The sequence below is a fragment of the Paenibacillus qinlingensis genome (assembly GCF_013204845.1).
Lineage (GTDB): Bacteria > Bacillota > Bacilli > Paenibacillales > NBRC-103111 > Paenibacillus_E > Paenibacillus_E qinlingensis.
Genome location: NZ_JABMKY010000004.1, coordinates 72,619 through 99,063, shown reverse-complemented (window position 1 = coordinate 99,063; position 26,445 = coordinate 72,619). Strand labels below are relative to the sequence as shown.

Below are 26,445 nucleotides of genomic sequence, written 5' to 3'. Positions count from 1 at the left end.
CCCTTACGAAATGATGAAATTACCCTTTAATCGAACCAACCAGTACACCCTTCATGAAATACTTTTGTAGGAAAGGATACACGAGCAGAATCGGGAGTGTCGCAAAAATGATGATCGCCATTTTAATCGTGAATACCGTAATACCGCTGTTGTTCATATCCATGGCATCTTTGGCAATGCCGCCATCATCAACGACCATGTCCCGCAGAATCAACATCAATGGCCACAAACTTCGCTTGGAGGTGTAAATAATCGCCGAGAAGAACGTGTTCCACTGCGTCACCGCATGGAAAATAACGAAGGTCGCAATAGCCGGTTTAGAAAGCGGCACGATGATTTTATATAAAACCTTGATTTCATTCGCCCCATCGATAAAAGCCGATTCCTCCAAGCTCGCCGGTATAGCGCTTACAAAGTTCTTCATTAAGATCAAATTGTAGGCGCCCAAGACGCCCGGTAAGATCATTGCCCACAAAGTGTTGTATAAATGCAACGTTTTGATTAAGTAAAAGTTAGGAATCAAGCCACCATTGAAGAACATCGTGAAGGTAATGAGAATCATAATGATATTTCTACCCTTTAAGTCCGTTTTGGATAGCGGATAAGCTGAGATCAGGAGCAGGAAAATATTGAGAACTACACCTATAATCGTGATGAGCAGCGTATTCTTATACCCTGTCCACATGAGCGGCATCTGCAAAATCTGCTTATACGCCGCCAGCTCAATGTGATAAGGAATGAGCTTCAAGGGATTCGCCAAATACTCGGAGTACGGTGTAATCGAGAATGCAGCCACATAGAAGAATGGAAATAAGCAAACGATTGCAAACAGCGTCACAATGCCATAATTCAAACCATCAAAAACTTTATCGCCAAACGATCGAATACCCACAACTGTAACCTCCTCTTACCAAATCCCATCTTCTTTCATCCACTTTGCGATCTGATTGCTCGCTAGCAGGAATATTAACCCAATCACAGAGGTGAACAGCCCAACAGTTGTACCGAAAGAGAACCTTCCGCCAATCAAACCGACGCGGTACACATAGGTCTCAAACACTTCGGAAACACTGAGGTTCAACGGATTCTGCAAGACAAAAATCTGTTCAAAACCATTACCCATAATATGACCCAGCCTTAGAATCAGCAGGATAATAATCGTCGATTTGATCCCTGGCAGCGTGACGTATAGGATTCTTTGGAAGCGGTTCGCGCCATCGATACTAGCGGCCTCGTACAGTTCGGTATTGATCCCTACCATTGCGGCTAAGTACAAGATGCTTTCCCAACCCGATTCCTTCCACATACTGCTGAGGATCACCAAAGGTCGGAAGTAATTCGTATCCGCTAGGAAGAACACAGGCTCGAAGCCAAACTGCTTCAAGAAAATATTCACGACGCCCCATGACGGGGATAAGAAGTTGACCAGAATACCCCCAATGACCACCCAAGAAATAAAATGCGGCAGATAGATAATCGTTTGCGTAATACGTTGATAGGTACGGTTACGCATCTCATTGAGCAGCAATGCCAGTAGAATCGGGAATGGAAACCCAAACACCAGTCGTAGAAAACTTAAGTACAACGAGTTCCAAAAAACCGTGTAGAAGTCACTGAGCCCAAACATGTATCGGAAGTTCTCGAAGCCAATCCAGGGACTTCCGACAATCCCTTTGGCGAAATTAAAATCCTTAAACGCAATGATAATGCCGTACATCGGCACATAATTGAAAATGAGAAAGTACACAACAGCGGGAATCAAAAGGATGTACAAATATTTCTTCTTATTGATGTAACGCAATGCAAGCTGCGTCTTACTCCTAGCAATCTCGGATGCCATACCGATTCGTCACCACCTAACTGAGTGTCAGGTACGCCTCTTATTTGTTCTGAAGCGCACGTTGTTGCTTGAAAATATCATAAATATCTTTGCTCAAAATAATGGTATCCTTGTCCTTCTCATAAAATGCTTTGTACCAAGCATCCACTTGTGCGCCTCCCGCCTTCTCCCAAACCGCAATAGCATCCTTCTTCGCTTGCTCTGGCGAATAATTCGGTGTCAGAATGGCCTTCATCCAAATGTCGCCTTCGCCTACATCCACTTGCTTCATCGTGTCTGTGAGAATCTGCTGAAGATCTTTCGACAGCTGCGGCATTTGCTCGGAATGCGTGGGTCCTGCCATCTGCAAATTAAAATCGATAAAGGCAGAGTTCGCTTCAAACATCTTCTTAACTTCCTGCTGCAAGGGGTCTTTCGTATCCATTTTCTCCACACCGAAGTAGCATTTACCGGCAAGTGTTGGTGAGGCTAACATCCCGAAATCGCCAGACGCATAGTTGAATTCCTTCTGCCATTTACTCAAGTCCGTCACCTGCGGGCATTGACCTGGAAGTGTATTACTGTGCACACCTTCGAATCCGTAGTACATCGTTTTCATAAACGTCTCCGAAGCTGCGAAATCCACATATTTCATAACCGCTTCAGGATCCTTCGTTTCGGCATTTACGACACCCGTCATTTGAACTGGATTCACGAAAATTGGATTAAACCGTCCCACAGGGGTTGTCGGATAGGGCATAATAGCCAGCTCGGCATCAGGTACACTCTTTTTCAGACCCAAATAAAAGTCATTGTAAAAGGTGATCGGGACATTGAACTGCTCCATATAAATGCCGATTTTCCCATTTAAGAAATCTCGCTTGGCCTTAGCCCCGTACTTGTCGATATAAAATTCCTTGTCAACCAATCCCTCATTGTACAGTCTTTTCTTGAAAGCTGTTACGGCCTGGATATTGTCCCATCCATGAATGAGCTCGTTGCCCTGAACAACGAAATTCGGATAGGTAACACCGAACATTTCGTTCAGTATAGCGACAGAGCTATAGGCTAGGGCGAGGCCATAGGTATCCTTTTTCCCATTCCCATCGGGATCCTGCTCGGTGAATGCTTTGGCAACCTGATACATCTCCTCGGTCGTTTGTGGAATGTTCAGATGCAGCTTCTCCAGCCAATCCTTGCGAATAAAAACGCCGCGCTGAGGAATCGTTTCGTTAATGCGGCCAAATTGGTACAGCTTACCATCCCTACCCCTCCCTGCTTTGCGCAATGCTGGAAATTTCGCCAAGAGTGCCTTGTACGTCGTGCTGTAACTCTCAATCATATCGTCGATGGGACGAAGCTGTCCCTGATCGATCAACGGATTCTTAATTTGCGGCGCATACTCCAGAATTAAATCAGGTGCGCCTCCACCTGCGAATAAGGTGTTCAGCTTCTGCTCGGACTGTGTCCGTGGCACAGGAATGAAGGTGACATCTACAGGACCCGCTTGGTTAATCCACTTCGTCATCAGATTGTTTTCAATCGTTCCCTGGCCGGAAGGGATGTTGCCACGATCATAAATCGCGACTGTAATCTTGCCCCGTTTCTCAGACTTCTGCGCGTTGGTTTCTTGTGTATTCTTAGTATGGGTAGAGCAGCCCGTCATAATGGATATGATCGCCACAGTGGTCATCAGTTTTGGAAGGCAAGCTCGTTGGAATGAATTACGCAGCGTACTTCCCCCTCTCGTTGTCATTGTGTTTATCATACCATTATGTAGTTAATTGTAAGAAAATTGGGCACATGCAACATCTACGATTTATGGGAAAATAGATACGATTTTTAGATTCTAACTGGAAATGCAGCTTTCCATACGCCACTTGTCTAAGCGCGCACAAAAAATCCCCCAGCGTCTCAGATAGACAATAGGGGACGGTATACAACAGAAAATTCTTCAATTCCTCAGGTTGCTAATGGGCTCAGGGCGAACCATCTTGCGGTAGTCCTTCGGCGAAAGGCCCGTGGTTTGCTTGAATAGTTTAGCAAAATAGTTCGGCAAATCGTACCCGACGACACCCGACACCTCGGTGATTTTCATATCCGTGTTAGCCAGGAGGCTCTTGGCTTTCTCCATCCGCAGCTCAATTAAGTAATCAACAAAGCTGCGTCCTGTTTCTTTTTTGAACAGATGACTGAAGTACGTTGCATTCAAATGCACCTGCGAGGCCACCAATTGAAGCGGCAGCTGCTCCGCATAATGCTCCTCCATGTATCGCGCTGCCTTCCACACAACATTCTCGCTATATTTCTCCTGCCACGCCGTAAAGCTGCTCATGAAACGATCCAATTCTATGCCCGTCCAATGGGACACCTCATCATTCGTGCCACAGGCGTGCAGCAACGCAATGCGCTCAGTCAATAACAGCGGGTCATATGTCATCTCAAACTGCTTGCGCGCTGTATCCTGTAAAGCAAAGCCGAACGACAAAGCCTCCACTTTCCCATTTTCCACCGACAATCCATAGATGTCTTTCATCAATTGAGCTAGATAAAGCTTCATCGACTCGATTTGTCCAGCTAAAATAAACGCAATGGTCTGCATACTAATGAGCTGCTGCTGTGCACGATTCGTCGATAACTGTTTATCAACCTGTGCATCGTTTTTGTTCTGTGCCTCAACCATTGTGGTGCCCAACATCTTGCGCCCCGTCTCGTATAGATCGGCAATTTCCTGTGCCCCGGTTGCTGCCCCAGCACAATAAGAAGACATCTGTAAGCCAAGTAAACGTTCCACCGTTTCACAAGCCGCTTCACAAACAAGCTTCTCCTCAAAAGCATCCTGACAAAGCAAGGCAATCTGCCCATTTTCGATCAGTAACAGCTTTCCATCCATGTGATATATATCAAGCAATTCACTGATCATATTTAACACCGCAAACTGCAGTAAAGGCATATCCCTCTTTGTATACTGTTTGTGTGACGGCATGAAGTCCGTGATCTGAAATAAGATCAGTTTGCAGTCAGCTAAACTCATCTCTAACTCTGCTGCTAATTCTGTACGATAGGGGAATCGCAACAAGAGCCCTCTTAGCGTGTTCTCTAGTAATAAGGCATGCTCCGTTTCTGTTTTGCGCAAATTCGCTTGCTTTTCCAATACCCGAACCTCAGCTTTATCTAACGCATCATAAATCTCCTGCTTACCGCATGGTTTGATTAGCAAATCCATGGCCCCGTACCGCAATGCGGCTTGCGCATATTGGAAATCCTGAAATCCCGTTATGACGATGAACTCAATATGCGGGAACTTGAGCTTACTCCGTTTCAGCAGCTCTAAACCATCCATCAAGGGCATCCGAATGTCCGTTATGACGAGGTCCGGCAGTCTCTCAGCTATGAGGATCTCTGCCTCCTGTCCGTTCTCAGCTTCACCGCAGACATGCCAGTTGGTCTCAGAGCCGGTTATCATTTTGGCAAGCCCTTTGCGAAATAACGGCTCATCCTCAACTAATAAGATGTGGTTCATGTACCATTCCCCCTTCGAATGACTTCATCTGTTCACACGGCAAAATCAAACGCATCCGCGTGCCCTGTGGCAAGCGTTCGATTTCTAAGCGATAGGGATCGCCATAGACCAAGTAAATACGACGGACAACATTGCGTACACCAATACTTTCCCGTTCTCTCTGATGGTCATATACCGAAAGATCTTCCGTCAGACCAACAAATGTCTCCTCATCAATGCCGCTCCCATTATCCTCGATTTCAATCTGTAAATCAGTATCTTGGCGGAAAGCTCGAATCCATAACCGCTTGTTGTCCGGCTGATCACGAAACGCGTGAACGAAGACATTCTCAACTAACGGCTGTAGGATCAGCCTCTGCATGCCACAAGCCAACAAATCTTCCTCTGCTTCAATGGAAACATGCAGCCCTTCCCCGTGCCGTGCCTCTTGGATCGTCATATAATTGCGAATTTGCGTAAGCTCATCTTGCAAAGTACTTGGCGTAGATACCGATTCCAATGAATATCGCAATAAATCAGATAAACTTGTCACCAAGGAAGCCGTCTCCACATCGTCGTACAAGAGCATGATTTTCCAATATATCGAGTTCAGTGCGTTGTATAAAAAATGCGGATTTAACTGCGCCTGCAGTGCCTTAAGCTCAGCTTCCTGTTCACTCAGCTTACTGACGTACACTTCTTTGATCAACGATTGAATGTTCTCGACCATCCGATTGAAACTTTCCGCCAGAAAAGCAAACTCATCGTTCGACGTTTTGGGAATTTCAACCTCCAGATTACCTCTGCGCAATTGATGCATGGCGGACACTAGTCCGTGTAAAGGCTTCAACATCCTGCCACTGAAAATGGAGACACAGACCGCCATCAGCAGAACACTGACGAGCCCTGAAATGACGGCAACCTGATATACCATCCTGCCTTTTTCCTCGATATCCGCTAAGGAAATCCCACTAACCAGCTTGAAAGATCGGGCTTCATAGGCGCTTTTCACAAACAAATAATCCTCATTTTCATTCCGCTCGATAAATGACCGCTCCTGATTTTCCCATGCAGGAATAATTCCGGCCCGGCCCTGCGGCACTCGACTATACAGCAATTTATTATATTGGTCGAAAATATACGCCCCCGTCGTCCTTCCAGCCATCAGCTTGTCTAGGGGACTTGTCAGAAAAGACTCATCAATAATCATAACCAGTGTGCCGTAAACAGTTTGTTGTTTCGTCGATTTGAGCAGGCGGGTTGCGACCAGATTGCTTTTCTCCCCGGAAGGATCGGAGGAATCCGGAATGCTTACTCGCTGCCATACGATCTCCGCTGAAGTCTGGTTCGCACCTGTCCTCACCTTATTGTAAAAGTCAGGAAACGTAATCTGCATAGACGGGTTCGTATGACTGAAATAGTAATTATTCCCTTCCAAATCGACGATATATAATGCACGTATTTGCGGTGTTTCATTTTTCAATGGCAACAAAATTTCCGACATTTCTCGTTCCAAAATAAATCTGCGATAGGCTTTGGTCTCGCCCTCTGGCGGCTCCGCACGAATCCCTTGCACAATTTGCTCAACCCGTGGATGAAAAATAATAAAATCGGTAATCCGATACATATCTTGAATTTTAAAACCAATCTGCTCGATCGTCTGTTCACTGCTCGTTAAATACTGCTTACTGATCTCACTCTCAAACAAATTCAAATAAATACGATACGAAACGTACCCAGTAATGAGGGAACAAAGAATGATGATAATCGACAGTGTCATAATTAATTTCACTTTAAAATGCTGATTAATGTACTGTAGCACTTGCCGATGCTTCATCTACAAATGGCCTCCTGAATTGTGCCAAATCTTACCGTTCTAATGATACCTACTAGTGTAATACATCCCCTTACCTGCTGACATCTATTTATTATCGAAAAACGGATACGATCTTTAGGTGTACGAAAAACCGCCCATGCGTATCGCATCGACGGTCAGTCAGTCTTATTAGAATTGACGGTATACAACAGATTCATAATCGAGTCGCTTTTTATCAAGTTCGCGTTGTTCACGGTGTGCCTGAAGCCAGGAACTGATGCATACGACAACAATACCAGCAAAGAGTAGAAAACCTAGTGCCTTCCACCAGAAACTGCTTGCGACAGAAGGATTGACCCCCATGATCAAAATGAGGACTGGAAGAAACCACATGAGATTTCCAATATATATCCGAATCACTTTTCGTTTTAACAAGCTTCTCTATCCCCTAAAATGGATTCGCGTTCCGTATATCCTTCGCAGCACCCTATCCCTTTAGGACCGTCAACCACGGCGTAAAATTCGTCCAATTTATGGAAATTAATAAACGGCAATTATATCGTAGTATTCGGCGTATCCACGATATCGGGATCGACCGTATTTGCGCTCCCATTCAGCACATTCTGCACACTTCCAAAGCTATCCCCCGGCGAAAACGAGTTGGCTCCCGCAAAAATTTTGGAGCTGCTAGTAAGGTTGATTGCCAAGGTATCGCCAATCTGGACATTGGAGCCCTGGGCGACATTAAGGATTTTGATTCCACCGTTAATAATTGCAGGCATGCTCCGGCCACTCCCTTCCAACTCTTAACCATTGTATGTGTTCAGGTGCCTATTGGTCACTTGTTGGAAGGATAGCCGTATGAACATGAAGAAGAACAGGTTCGAATGAACCTGTTCCCCTTATCGTGTTTCATCCCGAATCGACGACGATAACCATCTATTGACATTCCAGCTTGCATAACGGGTTTAGTGTATACAGCATGTCATGACTAACCCGCACGTATAGGTTTGAGCCAACCGCTTGGCGTGAAGATGTAGTCGGTATACTGTCAATGGCTGGGGATCACGACTAGGTATCACTACTGGTTCTACATACGCCGACAACATAGACGGTTCAAATCGTAAATGGACATTTCCCTTCTCACCCGACCAAGTTACCTCGCCATCGCTGAGAACTGGTTTATGGAAACTGATGAAATGCTCCGTTAAGTTACGCTCTGTCTCCATCATTTCCTCATCAAAAATGAAATGATCCGTCAACGTGAGCTCCGAGCTCGCTTCCTCTTGGCGGACTTTCCACTCGAAGGACCGTCGGAAGGAGCGAATTCGCGCCTCTGGTCTGTAGGCATGCGTCAAATCCAGTTCAAACCTGACAGCGCCTTGATCCGTTTCGTATCTTGTGACGATTGCCCTGTGTGCTTCACCGGCTGCCTGATGCTCACCATTGATAATAGGAACCGAGTGCCCTCCAGATGATGCATGCAGGTGGTCATAGCGTTCTTTCCCGAAATATTCGCGGGTGTATACACCCATCCCGAGATCCGCCAACAACGTATCTCCCTCGATATGAAGAATAAAATGTCCGAGGTCGTTATGATTGTGAGGCTCGTTGTTGTGTCCTCCTTTAGCTGAAAAGGCAAGCAAACCTGTGGAAGTTTCGCGTTTATCCACCAACCAATCCGTACTGTGGAAGTAGAATGTACCCTCTGCGCCTTGCGTATGCAACCATTTGGGTTCTGTCCATAGGATGTTGCGGAAGACGAATGGCCAGCGGTAACAATGATCTTCATGAAACGAAGGTACACTTGTCATTGTCGGCGGAGCAATGTTTAGTCTGCTGCACAAACGGCTGATCAGTCCAGTAGCGTGCCTAAAGGTGTGCCTACAATCCGAGTAATTGATGCAAGCGGAATCGCTGAGTGCAACGGCTGCCGGGAATTCGGCAATCCTCTTAATTTTGTCCTGCTTTAACAAATCGATCGATCCGCTGGTAAACTCGTAAAGCATCTCAGCCCAATAAACAAAATACCCAAAACCGTACCTCCAATATGCAAGGCCCTCAGGACAGCAGCCATCCTCTCCATATCCAGCAAGAAAGCTATCCATCGCACTGACAACCCGGTCTTGCATGCCTGCCAGCCGTTCCCGATCATCAATGAGCAACAACGCCGCCATCCCAACGGCACCACCACATACGGCCGACCAATTATTTATCTTTGACGTCCACATGAAATGATGAGCACTTTCGAACACAGGCTGAAACACACGTTGCTCGATTTCTTGCTTCACCCGGTGCGTAACCCAGTCATTCAAACGGTTCCCTACGAGATCCAGCACTTCGGCCAACGCATGTGCCGTTTCAGCGGCGAACAAATCCACATGGCGATTAGGAGGGACATTCGCCGTCAAAACTTGGTCTATCGAATCTGGCAGATGCGCCGGTACCGCCCAGGCATACTCATTACATATTTCCCAAATAAGATTCTCCAGCGTCTCCTTATAAGCATTGCTATCATCTAGTATCATCGTCAAGGCAAGGGCAAGTAAGCGTCCTCTACGTTCAAAATAGGGCTTTTCGAATTCCTTACGCGTGCCTAACGAATGAAATGTCTGGAAATCCGAGAATGACAGGAGAGGAACAGGCTCACGCCTGGCCCTCTCCGCTTCCTCTCGTATTTCCTTCATTAAATGGGCGAGATGCGGCGCCTCAAGATGAGCCCTTCTTCGCGCCGGGGTCAAAGCTCCGGAAGTCAGGGTTGTCGGCCTTTGTTGAACGGCTATGATCGCCTCTCTTAATTGATGAAACGGAATCATGGAATTCTCCTTTTTGGTTCATCGTCAGGTTCATCGTCATCTGCAAGTTGTTCGCATCCCTCAGGAGTATCTGAGCAGCAGCGGATGTGATATGTTTACCCTTTTGTGCTTCCACTTCATGAAGAAAGGCCTCCAAGTTGTTATGCTGCAGCTTGACAACCAGACTGTTGGCGATTCCCTTATTCGTAATCCATGACATCGCCGTAAATTGACTAATGAGCGTTTGCAGCGAGTCGGTGTCCGCATAAGTTTGGAATGTAACCGTGTGACTTCCTTGGTTCCCCACTGCATCAACCCCCGTCACGATCAGCTCATGCATCCCGAGAGGGAGGGTGTAGAGTGGAATCGGATCACCCTCAACGATTGGCTGCTCATCAAGCCATACCTTCGTCTTCGACGGATCTACGCCGGACAAGAAATCCGCCAATATGAATTGGGGCGTAAGCACTTCGCTGTTCTTCAACGCCTGATTCACGCTTGGCGTGGAAATCGTTACACTTGGCCCCGTCCTATCGAGCTGAACAGTTTTCGTTTGCACGGCTTCCACTTTCCCTACATAATCCGTAGATCGATAAGAAACCGTGTGGATGCCGTCTGTCTCTATCACAATCGGCGTTACATAAGGCTGCCAAGTCGCCCCGTCATCCAACCTATAATTTGTTTGTGCCAACGTGGAAGAATGTTCGCCCTTACCTAACTGAATTGTAATTGGATGCACGTACCAGTTATTTGCTCCATCCGGCTGGGCAGGTGTAATGGATGCTTGCGTTATCGGCTCACGAAGCTGCGTAACCACGATGTCGTCAAAGAGCAGATTATCGAAACCGCCTGCATAGAACCCAATCGTTCCGGTCAGATTGTGCGCAGGATCGGAAGCTTTTAACTTGAGCACCCCATTGACGAATAGGGAGATATCCGCGCCGTTCACGATCAGCTCAAAGGTATACTCCGTATTCGGAACCAAGTCCTCATAGTTCAGGCTAGCCTGTTTCACTGTTGCCCAGGAACCGTTATAAAGAATCCATTGTGACGCTCCGTCCACCGTCTTTCGGTACCCGATTCTGTCTCCGCTGCCGGAAACTAAGCGATCAAAGATATATAATGTTGCTGCGCTCGGAATGGTGGCCGGTGTCTTCATTTTGAACGTTAAATCATAATTCGTGAACGAACGCGGAGATGTGGCTGACGCCCCTTTCAAAAGCCGATACGCATGGTTGCCGTTCGCCGTGATAATGCTCCGATTCGGATCTACAGGCCAGCCACCCCCGCCAGATTCAAAATCCGTCTTCAGCAGAACGTCCGACACGATGATATGGCTAGTCGCTGACGCTTCGGGCGTCTCGATCGATGTCACGGTGATGTCCGTCTCACCTGAGCCGACGGCGGTAACCAAGCCGGTTCCATCAACAACGGCTGCGCCCGGATTGCTCGATGTCCAATAAACAGCATGATTGACACTGTCCGAAGGGTCAAAGCTCACCTGCAGCTTCAGCTGCTCATCATTCCCGATATTCGCGCTGGTTCGATCCAACAGCAGCCCGGCAACCTTCGTGGTTGGTACCGACAGCTTGATGTCATCGAACAGCAGGTAGTCGAAGCCGCCTGCATAAAAGCCGACCGTACCGGACGGATTGTACGTCGCATCCGTCGCCTTCAGCTTCAGCACGCCACCTACGTAGAGGCTGATGTCAGCCCCTTTTACAAGCAGCTTGACGCTGTACTCGGTATCTGGCGCCAAATCCGAGTATGGCAAGTTCACTTCCTTAACAGTTCCCCAGGCCTTATTATAGAGAAGCCATTTGGACGTGCCGTCTTCCAGCTTGCGGTATCCAATACGGCCCCCTCCGCTAGAACCTAGCCTGTCGAAGAAATAGATCGTGCCTAGACTCGGCATGGTTGGTGGAGTCTTCATCTTGAATGTTAGTTCGTAGTTGGCATATTCATTCGGTGAAACCGCCGTCGCTCCCTTCAGTACTTTATACATATGATTGCCATTCATATCTACGACGGACCGATTCGGATCCACCGGCCAGCTATTCCGCCCTGTCTCGAAATCGGTATATTCGTAAATACCGTCTCCGATCTCGACGTCAATCAAGACTTCGTCTTGAAGCAGCGGATTTTCTGCTGATGTGACTGTGATGACGGCTTGCCCGATGCCCGCCCCCTTAAGCGTTCCTTTGCTGTCCACTTTGACCACACTTGGATCGCTGGACGTAAATAGCAGCTTTGAATTCGTCGCGTCCCACGGTAACACAGCCGTATGCAGCTCATATACCTTGCCAATGCCAATCGTTACGTTTGTATCGTAGGCTCGAACACCTTGCACTGGAATGGTATCTGGTGCCAGATACGGCCCTGCTTTCCCGATAATTCCCATTTCATTAAATGGAATCGGATGGAATCCGGGAATTTGTTGGAACACAGCGGCGTCGCTTTTCAGATTGAGATCACCTGCCGCCAGATTCACAAAGCCAGGATCACTATTCGTCACCCAGTTATTCGCATACTGCAGCAAATTAAACTTATCGTATGCCCCTTGCGCGTTAGTGATGCTGCTGCGAGCCCTGGTAGGGTTATAGATCACATTATTCTCTAAGGTATTCGTGGTTGGATAATACCGATTTTCCGTAAAGAAGTCCGCGAGCTCCGGATATTTGACCAAATATGGCGTCCCTACAAAATTATTATTTTGAGCAAACAACGTCTGCCATTTCGGCATGTAGTTCTTCGGGATCTGCTTATCTGGTGCGTCACCTAGATAGATGTCGGCATAATCATAAGGTACTTCACTATCGATAAACAGATTATTCCGAGTTTTGATGTGTGCTCCACCGTTATTTTTAACTGCGGAATTGCCCATTTTGTAAAAAATATTATCTTCAATTGTCAGCCCCATCGTGAAATTATCTGGATAAACGCCTTCTACCCCAGCTTTGGATTCACCAATGTTATGGAAATAATTACCCTTAATAACGGTCCCCCGTTGCTGCGGTGTTTCGCCTGCGTTCATATAGATGGCCCCGAGGTCGGAGAACATTTTACATACATCATAAATGTTGTTGTATTCCACGGAGTGGTCGTTGCCGAAGATCAGAATACCGGGATGTGGCGCATCGTGAATTTCGTTGTGAGACACCCTGTTGCCCACACCTGTCAAAATGACGCTCGGATTGTACGCCTTGTGATAATAAGCAAAATCGTGAATATGAGAGTTTTCCACATAGTTGTTACCAGGCGCAAGCGTGACACGGCTTCCTCCATTTAAAGTGACCGCAGTCCCACCGATATGATGGATATGACTGCTTGTTATTCCGTGATTCACCCCCATTGCTGTCGCAAAATCATTATATAACCACCGGCTCTGCGTATTGATCTGCACGCCGCCGTTCGTAAAGTTGCGGATTTCGCAGTGAGATAGCAGCACATGATCGCCACCCATAATGACTACAGCCGAATCGCGCCCATTCTCCAAAGTGAGATCCTCGAATGTAACATAGGAAGCTCCGACCGAATTAATCATCGGCGTTTTCAACATCGTCACGGTAATCTCAGGATGCTGCACTTCAAACGATGCTGTTGGCATGAAATACAAGACGCCCTGTGCACGGTCAATGTAATATTCGCCGGGCATATCGATCTCCTCGAGCAAATTTTGCGCGAAATGGAAATCCGGATACCAGTTCTTGAACAAGCCGCTCATTTCGCCGTAGCGCAATGTTATTCGCTTATTCAGGGTATCAATCGATGCTACTTTGTTGTATGACCATTCCCAGCTATATCCGAAAATCCCATCCAGCCAAATGTCGTCGGCATTCGTCCAGTATTGCGGCCGGTCATACGTGTAACTAAACGTACCTCCTCGATCCTGCAAATCCGTATCCTTGCGAATCGGACCAGGATCGATGATGTCGCCCATTTGCACCGTGCCGTTATTCGGCCAGCGTGCAAGCGTCATTCCCTCGCCTGCCACATACAGCTCCATAGGCGGAACCTGACTAACATCATTGGCCTTGTAGTAACCATGTCGGCTCATCACCCCGTAATCTGAAATACCGTGACTACGCAGATCAACCTTCAGCACCTTGGTACGGGCATCGACACTAATGATCCGCTGCAGGATCGCCTGGTCGGTGACTGGCGTGAACCAATTCTTGTCAAGCGATTGGCCGCCGGAAAGTCTTACACTCTCGTTAGGATAGGCTTTGTACGTGATCGGACTATCAGCCGTACCAGAATCCTGCTGCTCGATCTGGAAGCTGGCTGTTCGATTATATGTGCCGCCACGCAAATATACGGTTACACCTCCAGCTGGCAAGCCGGAAGTGCTCTTCAACTGACGAACTGCATCACGAGCCTTTTCTATCGTTTGAAAAGGCTCGTCGATCCCGCCAGCATTGGAATCGCTTCCATTCGTTGCCACATAGAAGACCGTTTCCGGTAAACCGGATTCGGCCTGAATTGCTGGTAAAACAAACAGGTTCAACAAAATTGCAGTGATCGCGAGAATAATTGCTTTTTTTCTAAGCATATCTCTACATCCCTTCGCAAATAAAATTTCACTTGACACTAGTGAGAAGTGATCAGGACTGCGTTACCCCTTCACCGAACCAATCATAGTACCTTTCTCGAAATAACGAAGCAGGAATGGATACATGACCAGCACAGGAAGGGCGGATACAATGACCGCTGCCATCTTCAAGCTCTCAGGCGCAGGCGGAACCTCATTCACAGCCGTCGTAAACGGATCGAGCCTGTTCTCGATCAGAATTTGCCGAACGATCTGCTGCAGCACGAACTTGGATTGATCGGTCACATACAGCAAATTGTCCATAAATGCATTAATGTGATACACAAGCGACCATAGTCCGATTGTCACTAAAACGGGGACAGACAGCGGCAAAATAATGCGAATGAGAATTCGCAGATCACGTGCTCCGTCAATCCGTGCTGCTTCAATTAACGCATCAGGAATCGAACGGAAGAACGAGATCATGACTAGCACTTGAAACGCGTTCGCCGCATGCGGCAGCACGTAGACCCACCGCGTATTCAACAGATGCAGCTCCTTGATTAGCAAATAGTTCGGCACGATTCCACCATCAAAGATCATGGTAAAGAGCAGGAGCATTACCAATACCCGCTTCCATGGCATTTCATTGCGAGACAGCGGATACGCTGCGCATACGGTAACGATCAACGTAAGTGCTGTGCCAACAACCATCCGAAACAACGTATTGCCGTACCCTTTCCAGATGAACGGATAGGTCAGTAATTCCTTGTAAGGTGTCAAGGTCAGATCCTTCGGAATCCAGTGAAAACCGCTGCGGAGCGCCTCTCCCCTTCCACTTAGCGATACCGACAACACGTGAATAAAAGGGTAGACGACAATAATGGCAAGTACGCCAAGTACAATATAAATGAGGCTAACGCTTAATCGATCTTGCCAGTTTCCAGTTCTCATGTTGCGAATCCTCCTACCATAAGCCGCTCTCTCCCTTGCTTAGTCTACGCACCGTGAAGTTAGCTCCCAGAATCAGCAGCAATCCTACTAAAGACTTGAACAAGCCAATCGCAGCCGTATAACTGTATTGAAATTGCTGTAGTCCAACGCGATAGACGTAAGTGTCAATGACATCTCCCGTATCAAAGGTGACAGGATTGAGCAAGTTGATAATTTGTTCAAAGTTTGCGCTCAAGAAGCCGCCTAGGCTCAGAATGAACATAATTGCAATGGTCGGCATAATTGACGGAATATTAATATGAAACAAACGCTGCCAGCGATTTGCACCATCCATAGTTGCTGATTCATGCAGTTCCGGATTAATGCCCGACAGTGCAGCAAAGTAAATAATGGAGCCCCAGCCGATATCCTTCAAAATGGCCGAACCCACCACAATGGAGCGAAAATATTCCTTATGGCCCATGTAAAATACCGGTTTCCCACCGAACCAGCCCACGATCTCAGCCACAATGCCCGTGGTCGGCGACAGGAAATAGATGACAAGGCCTGACATAATGACCCACGAAACGAAATGCGGCAGATACATCGTCATCTGTACGAAGCGTTGAAAAAAACGGGATCTGATTTCATTAAGCAGAAGCGCCAGTACGATCGGTGCGGGAAAGGCGAACAGCAGCAAATAGAGATTTAGCAGCAGCGTATTACTCAGTAATCGGTAGAAATCTGATGAATGAAAGAGCGCCTCAAAATGCTTAAAGCCCACCCATGGGCTGCCCCATATGCCATCGATGACGCGAAAATCTTTGAAAGCGATCAGTACACCGTAGATCGGGCCATATTTGAATACGAGAAAAAAGGCAAAGGCAAACAAATAGAGCGCAAACAGCTCCCTATTTTTCATTATCGTCTTCATGTCTTGTGCACTTCCTCAGGGCCAGTTGCGACGCCTCCTCGGCAGCAGTTAAGGACTTGCTGCCGAGGATATGGATTCGCTTCTCAAGCTGATTATTTTTTGAACTGTTTCTGGTACATCTCATTAGCTTCCTTAGTCAGTTCGTCTCCACCCTTGGCTTTCCACTCCGCCACATACTTATCGAAATCGCTAAGCGGCACTTCTCCACTGATGATTTGTGCGAAATATTTTTGCGTCAGCGCTGTCAAATCCTTCTTGTACTTGCCATCGGATGGAAGCGCAGCGAATAATAACGCATCTGTCTGATTGGGTGCGGAAGAATAGGTACGAACCGCTTCGTTCAATTGCGGGTTAGAATATTTATCCCGGTAAGCCCGAGTCGTAATATTGCCAAGGGAGAACAACCGGATACCAACTGCATCACGTTGTTCCTGCTTTTCGAAGCCCGTTAAGATTTTCGTTGCACCCGAAGTCGCTCCGCTCGCTGCAAAATCCCATTGCGTCCCTTTAACGCCCAAGGTCGTCATATTGATCGTTTCTTCGTCACTGCTCTCTGCGCGCAATATTTCGAAAATTTTATTTAGCTTAGCTGGATCATTCTTCACCTTGTTGCCAAGCACGATGTAATTACTTTTCACTCCCCAATCCCAGCTGCCGCTGCCGCCAGGTCCCTTCGGATTTTTACCCAATTGAAGCTTGGCATTCGGATTGATGTCTTTCATCGCTATATTTGTCGCTCCATCAGCCAGTGCTGCTTTGCCGACTTGTTCCTCAATCACACCGATCCGACTGTTATACAGCTTCTTGCGGTACGAATCTTGTGTATCCGTAATATATTCAGGATCGATCACGCCGTCTGCGTACCATTTGCGCAGTTTCTCAAGAGCAGCCTTGGCCTCTGGCATAATGGAACCGTTCATAATCTGTCCTTGTTTCTCGTGCCACATGGTTGGTTGTACGCCAAATGCGCCAAATATCGAGTAGAAGCCCGTTGACCACGTTGACGTCGCCGTACCGGTCAAACCGTAGGTATCGTTCTTGCCGTTGCCGTCTGGGTCTTTCTTCGCAAACGCATAAGCCGCCTGTTCGAATTCATCTAATGTCTCTGGAAGCTTCGTGATACCTACTTTGTCAAGCCAGTCTTTGCGCCATAACATTGAAAGGTCATACGGTTTCAAATCGATAAACATCGGGACTGCCCAGAGCTTGTCGCTAAACGTTACCGTCTGGAACAGCGCCTTCGACTGCATCACATCTTGATAGTATTCTGGCATTTTGTCTTTCACCATATTAGGATCTAAGTCCATTAGAACACCTTGCGCTTGGTAGGCAGATACATTGGATGGATCTCCCAACATGAACACATCCGGTACGTCACCTGAAGCGATACTAGCATCGGTTACTTTAACTGGCTTGATTTTGATATTGAATTTCTGTTCAAGCCACTTCTGTACTGGCGTATCGGCCACGACAGCCGGCGCTTGGAATTGAATGCCCCACGTAATTTCGATTGGTTTTGCCGCAGCAGTACTACTCGGTTGACTCGATGCGGTAGTTGTTTTCTTTTCTGCGGAACATCCGCTAAGTACACTTGCGGCCATACTAGCTGCTAATACGGTGAGTGCGACTGGTTTCATTTTATAGATAGGCACAATAATCTCCCCCTGCTTCACATCATGATTTCCGTTCCTTAACGCGTTCTACCCCGGCCGGGAATTGGGAACGGTTACATCCTTTACGATATCCCGTGGCACACAACTACACAATGATCTCATTCGATTTTCATTATGTTTTTCCTTTCTGAAGCTGTTTTTATCGCTTTATGTTATCCGATTTTTCGTATGTTTTTCGCCTCTTGGCTTCCTCCTACTTCATTCTGTGCTATAATTTTCTTCGTGCCGAATACGTCATCCATCTCATCTTGAAAACGCTAACACTACGAAAGGAGGGTCAGGATGCCTAGTCTTCAAGTGATTCGCAACCGGTCGCTCTTCGTTAAGCTGCTGTTATCTATGACAGCGATCATCATTGTTACCGTCATCCTTATTTCTTCGGTTACCTATACGATTTCTGCCGACACCAGCATTCAGAATTCAATTGAATATAATCAATCCATTATGGAGCAGCAGCGAGAACTGATTCATAAAGAACTTCTTGCGATACAGAATATCGCCTCGAGCATGGTCATGACCCAATCCTACTTGTATCATAAAATCAACGATAAACTGAGTGTGTCTTCCCTCATTGACTTGACACGATTTCTGGAGGAGCAGCAGAAACTGAATCCTTATATTGACTCCATTTATCTTGTATACAATAAACTCGATCTCGTACTGACCTCCCGTTCCGATATGAAAATGTCCCCGTTATCTTCCTTCACCGATCGTTCTTGGCTGACGGTCATGAATGAAGAAACCGCGAATCGAACGGTATGGCTTACCAATCGTCCTGGCAGTGCGGTCAAAGGACTTCTTGCGACCAGTTTAATGCAGAAAATGCCGCTCATTGGTCCGGTAGATGGAGCCATTGTCATCAATTTGAAGCTTGATCTGCTCTTTAAAGAATATTTGAGTCATTATCATAATAAAAAAGGGCTGACGCTTGTCCTCGGGCCCCAAGGCGAAGCGCTCTACAGTGAAACGGAAGAAGCAGCAGCCCTTATCGGGAAGTTTGATTCTAGCGTGCTATCCGCCCCGGGAAGCGGCTCCTACGTCGATGATCGAAGGTGGATCGTGACCTACACCACTTCTAGTGTGACAGGCTGGAAGTTCGTCAATTTAACCAAACGATCTGTCCTGCTTGAGGGCTTAGGCCGCATTAAACTGATCGTAGCCGCCGTTTCTGCTCTTTACGTCACTATTGCCATTTTGCTGCTGTTCTACATCTCACAGAGACTATACCGGCCGCTCAAAAGCGTTCTCGCCTATATTAGCGGCAGTGAAAGAGCTAACCCTGAAGCCCCCCTGCCTGCCGCCGACGAAGCTAGCTTCATTCAGCAGGCTTTCGAACGGCTTCGTCATAGCCGGGAAACGATCCTTAGCGAGAAGGAACGGGTAGAAACGTTGCTTGGCGACAACCGTTCAGCTATTAAAGAAAAGTATTTGAGCGACCTTATTAAGGGGAGAGTGATTTCACAGCAAAGCAGTGGGCAGGAGAAGGATGCAGCGGAGCTTTTGGGATTAAAGTTGAATTTTGACCGATTTGCCATCTTGACGATTGAGTTGGAGGAACAATCACTGCTGAATGACTCGACCGGCAATCTCCATTATCATCTATTTCAATATGGCTTAATTGAAGAGCTTGGACCCGAAATCGACGGCGAAATCTTCGCGAGGGACGATGAACGCATCATCATCATTCTTGCTGTCCCAGCCAATCAAGACGATTTTCCAATTGAACTAGCCAGAAAACTACAACGTAATATGGAGAGCCGCTATAGGATCACTGCCACGATTGGCCTTAGCCGCATCCACTCGGGTGTGCATTCGGCTCAAACCGCCTATGAAGAATCGGTCGAAGCGCTCAGCCTGAAAATGTATGTCGGCAAAGGTGAAATCGTGCCCTATGCCATCGTCAGCTCCTGGAAGCAGGATGAAGAGACGTATTATTACCCCTATGAGCTAGAGACCAAGCTGCTTCAGGCGCTGCTCCAGTTGAATGAGGAGGAGTGTGCGGAGACAATCAGCCGTATTACGAGAGAAGTGACCAACCGCCGACTGGGAAAGGCCAACGTGCAGCAACTCTTCTTTCAACTAAGTGGGGAGATTGTAAAATCACTGGTGCAAACCGGAGGAGATATGACCACCGTACTCGGTGATCGGCCGTTCGTGCTGTCTGGTATCCAGACACTTCGCGATATGGAGGCACGTTTGATGGAGATGTGCACTCAAATCATTATGCACAATCGGGAGAAGCGGTTGAAGCTGAATGATCTAACTCTGCAGCATGCTACCGAATTTATGGAGAAGAACTATAATAACAACATCACGATTGAGACGGTTGCCGGGCACGTACAGCGTAGCACGTCCTTTTTGAGCCGTATTTTCAAGGAAACAACAGGTACAACGATTAACGACCATTTGATTCATCTTCGAATCAAACGGGCTTGTGAGTTGCTGCGGCAGCCCAAATATTCGCTGGAGGACATCTGCCGTGAAATCGGCTATGCCAACGTCAGCTACTTCAGTAAACTGTTCAAATCCCGCATGGGGACTACGCCGGGACAGTACCGCTTACTGCAGACGGTGGACCAGATTCCTGCGGGAGGTCTGGAAGAACAGTGAGAGACAATGCAAAGAAGAGGCTGTCCCAAAAGTAACCTTTGGGACACCTCGGTTGTTCTTCCTATCACCAAAAACGGACTCCGACTCAATTATTCTAACTTTAATCTGACGATTTCCTAGTGCTTTCGTACACTGCGGCTTCAGCGGACAGCCCTTGCTGTCTCTTACGTCCTCCTTCGAGAGGGAACGAGGATGTCTTAATTACGGATACATAAGCGAAATTATCATCGGAGGGGAACGACAATTTCCTATTTCGCCGAAAAGCACGATAAATTACGAAAATAAGCCAGTTAGCGCATCTACGTTCCCCCAGATTCGATTACAGCTGATTTGAGCTGAATAAGACATCTAGGTTCCCCTTGTATCCAAAGTTATTGACCATTCGATCAATGATGGAAAGGGTGGCACTTCATTTTAACCATACATGATTAAAAGCTCAGGAGCGTGTCCATATTATCCCACAGGACAGGTCCCTGCTCGCTCTCCGACCAGGGGATAAAATGCGGCTCCATGATCGTGTGCCAGTTCTCTGGCGTAATCGATGCTGGCCATGTCATTCGCGTCACCCCATGTTCGAACGATGGCGCTGGACGTTCATGATAGGAGAAGATCAGTTCCTCATGTGCTCCGATGAGATAAGTTGGATTAAAGCAGCTCGGTTTCTCCTCCTGCATAGCGTAATGATAGAAGATATAGCTGCTGTACTTCGACGGTTTCAATTGCGCAAGCATACCGACTCGCTCACGGCCGGAATGTAGTCGATCTTCCCTCATCTCCGGTTCACCATCGTGGTAGATATCGATCATCGAAACGGCATACCGCTGCACGCCTTCAAAACCGCCCGGCCATGTCTCCAGCAACTGCTTGCACGCCATTGGCCATTCCCATTCGCAGCTTTCGCTCGTCATTTCAAAATAAAGAAATACACCGCTCCCCCTCGCAAAAATCGAGCAGCTCACGATACCCTGCCCCCGAAGTTCGTGCTGCCAGCTTGCTGCTGCTTCGGCTAAAGCGAACGTGAAGTCCACTTCGCAGCCTTCCTTCACCTGAGCCCTATACATCCTTCTCATCATGATAGTATCGGGTAGAATCGACTAGCGTTGCCCGCACGAATCTTTCCCTTCTCCTCCTCTGCAAGGTCATCAGGAAACACCGCCTCGAACAGATCAATGACGTCCCTATAGCCTCCTGCCTGCAAGGCCACAGGCCAATCACTGCCAAACAGCAGTCGATCGCTGCCGAACAACTGAACCAATGGATCGATGTAAGGCCGAAGCCTCTCAGGATGAAATCCGCCTGCCATTGTGATCATTCCGGACAGCTTAACCGCCACGCCTGGAAGCTGGGCTAACCGCTTCATACCTATTAGCCACGTTTCCTGACGCTGCTCCCGAATGTCCGGACAACCCAGATGGTTTACTACCGACTTGAGCTGCGGCATCTCCTCCAAATACGATGCTACAGCTGAAAGGTCTCCGGGCTGTACGAGCAGATCCAGCGTGAGATCAGCCTGCATCAGCGCAGCGAACGCCGACCGCAGCTTGTTCCGCTCGGCCTCGGACCGTTCAGAACGAAATGCGCTGCCGCTTAATCGAATGCCGGTAAAGCGCGGATTGGCTTTTAATAACTCAAGCTGCTCGTGAAAAAGATCCCCGAACGGATCAAGCCCTCCGCACACACCGGATATCACCGGCCAGGTCTGAGCTAGCTCCAGCAGGAATACCGCCTCCTCCGCACTAACGGCAGCCTGTACGGCTACAAGCCCATTAACACCGAAAGCGCCCAGCTCAGGAAGCAGCTGCTCTGGCAGGTAGTCTTTAAAGAGCAGCTCATTCTCAGGCTTCAACCAACCATAATCACCACGCGATGGCTTCCAAAAATGAACGTGGCAATCTATGTACATTCCGCTTCCCCTTCCTCTCCTCTACGCCCAACCAATAGATCAGCGGCATAAGGGTTCGGCCACGGCATATCATAATTCGGCGAGTTGACGTAACGGTTCATGCCAAGCTTAAGCCTAATGCCGGAACCTCGCTTAAGATTTACCGCCAGCCATTTACCTTGGAGCTCCATATGCGAGCCTTGCGGACACCCGTTTGCGTCGATTCGCTGAGCACTGGTGAATTCGTGTTCTCCAAAGCCTCCTGCTTGAATGACGACCTCGCGTTCATCAAACATGCTCGTATTGCAGAGCTGCAGCGTCACGCTGTCTGTTGTAAGCGCCTCCACAAGCGCAGATACGCCTTGGGGAAGACCTGGCCGCCTCTCCTGGGAATCAAAGTAGCGTACCCTGGCATGCTGCAGACCGCCGTGCGAAATATGCATCGGTCCCCCCATTGTCAGCTGTACAAGCGACTCAAAATATAGCGGGCACATTTCTTGCCAGATATGAATGTTAGAAAAGTCTCCGTCAGCAAAATCGCTTTTCCACCCATGCGGGTCGCCTTGGTCCGATCGCATTTTCTCCAACTGCCGACCGACCAACTCCATATTAGCGGCCAGTATCCGTTTCGGATAGTCTGGGTTGAACCCCCGAATGTACTGGAACCAAGGCTCTGTGTTGCCGATATAGTGCTTCGTTTCCCTTCCTGTCCGGCTGTCTCTTCCTGATACAACAGGCACAGTAATTTCATTCCAATCGTGATCCTTTGGAATCCGTTCTAGACGCTCTAAATCCTCGTCTGCCATGGACATCGTCCACAAGTAGACTGGGTATTTCGGCAGCGCCTTCCGCCAATCGTACCAGCCATTATCCCCGTGTTTATTCGGCACGAGTACCTGGCCGTTCTCTTCCCGCCGCAGCGCCCAATTGGCATCAAGCTGGGAACGAGCTAACTCAAGCTGGTTCATATCTCCAGTAAGTAAAACGGCGTTCATACACGCATTCGTCAGCGGCTCAATGATGGTCATAAAGCCATGTGGCCATCTCCATCCGTAGTAGCCTCCCCACCATTTGCCCCCGTTGTACTCGCCGATTAAACCTGACAACCCGACATTATCGGGAATAATTCCTCCGTTAGTACGGGTACGTTCTTCCCATGCTGCAAGATAATCCACCACCCAATCGCTGAGGGTTGCGTCTCCAGTATGCATGAAGGCGTGCGCAATCAATCCGGTTGCATTCAAATTCAGTGGAACGTCTCCCCGGTTCATTCGCTCATTCATCATTGCAATCATCTTCTGATAGACTTCATCGTTGGACCAAGGGCATTTGCCGCTCGCAAAATCGACGCCAGGAATATCTTCATACGGTGCCGGATAGTGGTCGAGAATGCTGCGATGCGTGACCCAATCCTCTTCCGACACCTTGAACCGCGGACCTTTACTTCCGTTCAAGGGAGATCGGATAAGCTTCTGCTCTTTATCATAATTGGGAGCATCCGGGTCGTCTCCCGTATACATGTTGGCAAATCGTACTGCTCTCTGCCTGTCCTTGTTTGTAACGGGACCAGCAAGTCCCAGAAAGTACAAAAATAAATAACCTTCACCATGATGCATCCAATCATAGTAAGCATCGAATTCTCGGGAAATTTGTCCATACTCGGTCCATTGCCAAGTAATCCCTTCCCAAATCTTACGGGATACCTCATGAAGCTCGCGACTGCCCCCTAATACATAGAGCAAAGCTAGATTCATGAACCCTTCATAGGGGTCATCCGAACCGTCCATACCTGGCCATTCCTTCTGCCAAATCAGACTCCCATCCGGCTGTGTGTAGCGCTCTACAAACTCCTTCGCCGCCTGATTCAGCGTAGCAAATAACCACTGTTCCTGCAGGGCCCACTCTGGTGGAGCCATTCGTTCTTCCGCTACAATCCTTGGCAGCGTGTTTCCTTGTGTATTCACTTCGATTCCTCCTTCTCCGCCGGAAATAAACTTTTGCCCTGAAATAAGGCGTATACACTTGCCAGTTCCTCTGGATCTAGTCCCTGGCCATCGCAAAATGCTAAGTTCGTGCGCAGCACTTCCGGTGTGGCAGCCCCAGTCAAGGTCACGTGAATGGCAGGATGCGAAAGACTGAAGCGCATGGCTGGCTCGACAAGACCATATGGCTCTGTTTTACGCAAAAACGTGAGCTGCTCCATCCGCTTCGTTGCTTCGTACACAAGGTTAGGCCTCAAAAACGGTGCCGGCGTATCGGCAAGCAGACCCAGTCCGAGCACACTGCCGTTAATAACGCCAATCTCCTTCTCTGCTGCGAGCGGGAGCACTTCGTCTTTCGCCGTATGATCAATCAGCATATATCGCGTATAGAACTGGATACTGTCAAACCGATTTAGCCGAACATAACGCTCCAGAAGTGACAATATTCTTGTCGAAACCCCGATATAGCGAATCTTGCCATCATCCCGCAGCTTCTCCAGGGCCGGCAACGTCTCGTTCATAATCGTTTCATAAGGAACCTGCTCCACATCATGAATTTGAAGCAGATCGATCCACTCGGTTTGGAGCCGCTCCAAACTATCCTCAACGGAGCGAATCGTCGTCGCATAATCAAACGATTCGCCCGGACCTACTGCCTTTGATGCTAACACGACCTCGTTTCTTCTGCCGCCGTTCAGCGCCCTGCCAATTCGACGCTCCGATTCCCCTCTGCCATAGCTCGGTGCCGTGTCAATAAAATTGATGCCGCTATCCAACGCCTCATGGATCATCTTCTCGACGCCTTGTTCATCCGCAGGTCCAAAAACCCCTCCAAGGGGTGCGCCGCCGAGCCCGAGTTTCGATACGCGAAGTCCTGTTCGGCCGAATGTAGTATACTCCATTTCTGTATCCCTCCTACTGTAAATTGTAGTGTTCATCCTTTATAATCAAAATAGCCAGAGTTCCCCATCTTATGGCATATCTTCTCTATTTGAGGAAGAGGCGAGGGCAACACGTGGAATTTATTTATACCGAACCGATCGGTTTGACTGATCTGGCTGTGCTCGAGGTCGGCACGCAAAGTTGTCTACCTGACATGACATTTGGGCCCAGCGTAAGAGATATGTACATTCTTCATTACATTCACAGCGGGTATGGAACTTACTCGACGGGCGGTCGAACAGAACCCATTGGTCCTGGCGAATTGTTCCTCGTTATGCCAGACACCGTCCACTCGTATTGTGCCGATCCTCATGAGCCCTGGAGCTACTCTTGGTTCGGCTTTGTCGGGACGTTTGCCCCCCGTCTGGTCGAACTAGCCGGATTCACTGTCCTGTCTCCTGTCCGAACAGCTGACTCGTCATTGCCTATTGAATCTCTTTTTGGCAATTTAATGAGGCTGCGTAAGGAACCTGCTAAAGAGCTCCTTCTGACCGCTCTGCTGTACCAAATATTCGGTACGCTAGCCATACCGGACGATGCGCCACCACTTAGAGCTGATGTCGGACACCACGTACGTAATGCCGTTTCGTATATGAACACCCGCTATGCCGATCGCATCAGTCTAAACGAAATCGCTGAGCATGTAGGGCTAGACACCAAATACTTGTGCCGTCTCTTCCAGCAGCGCCTTTCCATGTCCCCTTACCGATATTTGACCGATGTTCGGATGAGAAAAGCTTGCCGTCTACTCCGCAGGCAGCTTCTCAGCATCGCCGAAATTGCCCTATCCGTGGGCTACCAAGACCCCCTCATGTTCTCACGCATGTTTAAACGAACAATTGGTATTTCGCCGACAGCTTACAGGGAGAAGGCGAAATTGGAGAGTGGAACTGAGATTTATTGAATGAGAAAACGACGTGAGGGCTCGGTATGAATGATCGAGACGTGGACACGGGATTTCGCCGCGGAGACGTTGTTGGTGGCGTTTGTCAATTGAGAGGGGCTCGTGATTCACTAATTTGATTA

General features: G+C 48.1%; 18 protein-coding genes. 2 read left to right on the top strand and 16 right to left on the bottom strand.

Features of this window, described 5'->3' with window-relative positions; all coding sequences use genetic code 11:
* Positions 1-19: 19 nt before the first annotated feature.
* From HQN88_RS37570 to HQN88_RS10040, 12 genes are all read right to left on the bottom strand, one after another.
* Complete coding sequence (locus HQN88_RS37570) at positions 20-892, bottom strand: carbohydrate ABC transporter permease (protein WP_216855684.1); 873 nt, start codon at positions 890-892, stop codon at positions 20-22.
* A 15-nt stretch (positions 893-907) separates the two neighbouring features.
* On the bottom strand, positions 908-1,840 hold the full coding sequence (locus tag HQN88_RS10090; RefSeq protein WP_173110662.1) for an ABC transporter permease: 933 nt from the start codon (positions 1,838-1,840) through the stop codon (positions 908-910).
* 40 nt (positions 1,841-1,880) lie between these two features.
* On the bottom strand, positions 1,881-3,575 hold the full coding sequence (locus HQN88_RS10085) for an extracellular solute-binding protein (protein ID WP_173110660.1): 1,695 nt from the start codon (positions 3,573-3,575) through the stop codon (positions 1,881-1,883).
* 198 nt (positions 3,576-3,773) lie between these two features.
* Positions 3,774-5,342 (bottom strand): response regulator transcription factor, encoded by a 1,569-nt coding sequence (locus HQN88_RS10080; RefSeq protein ID WP_173110657.1) that lies wholly within the window; start codon positions 5,340-5,342, stop codon positions 3,774-3,776.
* Positions 5,320-7,158: a sensor histidine kinase gene (locus HQN88_RS10075; protein WP_173110655.1), complete on the bottom strand. Its 1,839-nt coding sequence runs from the start codon at positions 7,156-7,158 to the stop codon at positions 5,320-5,322. Before HQN88_RS10075 ends, HQN88_RS10080 begins: the two co-directional genes overlap by 23 nt.
* 168 nt (positions 7,159-7,326) lie before the next feature.
* Positions 7,327-7,572, bottom strand: a complete 246-nt coding sequence (locus HQN88_RS10070) for a hypothetical protein (RefSeq protein ID WP_173110653.1) — start codon at positions 7,570-7,572, stop codon at positions 7,327-7,329.
* A gap of 119 nt (positions 7,573-7,691) precedes the next feature.
* Positions 7,692-7,919, bottom strand: a complete 228-nt coding sequence (locus HQN88_RS10065) for a spore germination protein (RefSeq protein WP_173110651.1) — start codon at positions 7,917-7,919, stop codon at positions 7,692-7,694.
* A 186-nt stretch (positions 7,920-8,105) separates the two neighbouring features.
* Positions 8,106-9,953, bottom strand: coding sequence for a heparinase II/III family protein (locus HQN88_RS10060; RefSeq protein ID WP_173110649.1), 1,848 nt, complete (start codon positions 9,951-9,953; stop codon positions 8,106-8,108).
* Positions 9,847-14,484: an Ig-like domain-containing protein gene (locus HQN88_RS10055; protein ID WP_173110647.1), complete on the bottom strand. Its 4,638-nt coding sequence runs from the start codon at positions 14,482-14,484 to the stop codon at positions 9,847-9,849. Before HQN88_RS10055 ends, HQN88_RS10060 begins: the two co-directional genes overlap by 107 nt.
* Positions 14,485-14,547: 63 nt before the next feature.
* The gene (locus HQN88_RS10050) at positions 14,548-15,417 is read right to left on the bottom strand and encodes a carbohydrate ABC transporter permease (protein WP_173110645.1); all 870 of its coding nucleotides are present in this window, start codon (positions 15,415-15,417) and stop codon (positions 14,548-14,550) included.
* A 13-nt stretch (positions 15,418-15,430) separates the two neighbouring features.
* Positions 15,431-16,330, bottom strand: coding sequence for an ABC transporter permease (locus HQN88_RS10045; RefSeq protein WP_173110643.1), 900 nt, complete (start codon positions 16,328-16,330; stop codon positions 15,431-15,433).
* A 92-nt stretch (positions 16,331-16,422) separates the two neighbouring features.
* Positions 16,423-17,982: an extracellular solute-binding protein gene (locus HQN88_RS10040; protein ID WP_173110641.1), complete on the bottom strand. Its 1,560-nt coding sequence runs from the start codon at positions 17,980-17,982 to the stop codon at positions 16,423-16,425.
* A 303-nt stretch (positions 17,983-18,285) separates the two neighbouring features.
* On the opposite strand from HQN88_RS10040, the gene HQN88_RS10035 reads away from it, so the two are divergent.
* Positions 18,286-20,613, top strand: a complete 2,328-nt coding sequence (locus HQN88_RS10035; protein WP_173110639.1) for a helix-turn-helix domain-containing protein — start codon at positions 18,286-18,288, stop codon at positions 20,611-20,613.
* 428 nt (positions 20,614-21,041) lie between these two features.
* On the opposite strand, the gene HQN88_RS10030 is transcribed toward HQN88_RS10035, so the two are convergent.
* Genes HQN88_RS10030 through HQN88_RS10015 form a run of 4 tightly spaced genes read right to left on the bottom strand, consistent with a single transcriptional unit; the run spans position 21,042 to position 25,379 of the window.
* The gene (locus tag HQN88_RS10030; protein WP_173110636.1) at positions 21,042-21,641 is read right to left on the bottom strand and encodes a hypothetical protein; all 600 of its coding nucleotides are present in this window, start codon (positions 21,639-21,641) and stop codon (positions 21,042-21,044) included.
* 41 nt (positions 21,642-21,682) lie between these two features.
* Positions 21,683-22,516, bottom strand: a complete 834-nt coding sequence (locus HQN88_RS10025) for an amidohydrolase family protein (RefSeq protein ID WP_173110634.1) — start codon at positions 22,514-22,516, stop codon at positions 21,683-21,685.
* Complete coding sequence (locus HQN88_RS10020; RefSeq protein ID WP_173110632.1) at positions 22,507-24,459, bottom strand: DUF8034 domain-containing protein; 1,953 nt, start codon at positions 24,457-24,459, stop codon at positions 22,507-22,509. The genes HQN88_RS10025 and HQN88_RS10020 overlap by 10 nt, the downstream gene beginning before the upstream one ends.
* On the bottom strand, positions 24,456-25,379 hold the full coding sequence (locus HQN88_RS10015) for an aldo/keto reductase (RefSeq protein ID WP_173110630.1): 924 nt from the start codon (positions 25,377-25,379) through the stop codon (positions 24,456-24,458). Before HQN88_RS10015 ends, HQN88_RS10020 begins: the two co-directional genes overlap by 4 nt.
* 113 nt (positions 25,380-25,492) lie before the next feature.
* Between HQN88_RS10015 and HQN88_RS10010 the strand changes: the two genes are divergently transcribed.
* Positions 25,493-26,323, top strand: coding sequence for a helix-turn-helix domain-containing protein (locus HQN88_RS10010; protein ID WP_173110627.1), 831 nt, complete (start codon positions 25,493-25,495; stop codon positions 26,321-26,323).
* The last annotated feature ends 122 nt before the right edge of the window (positions 26,324-26,445 follow it).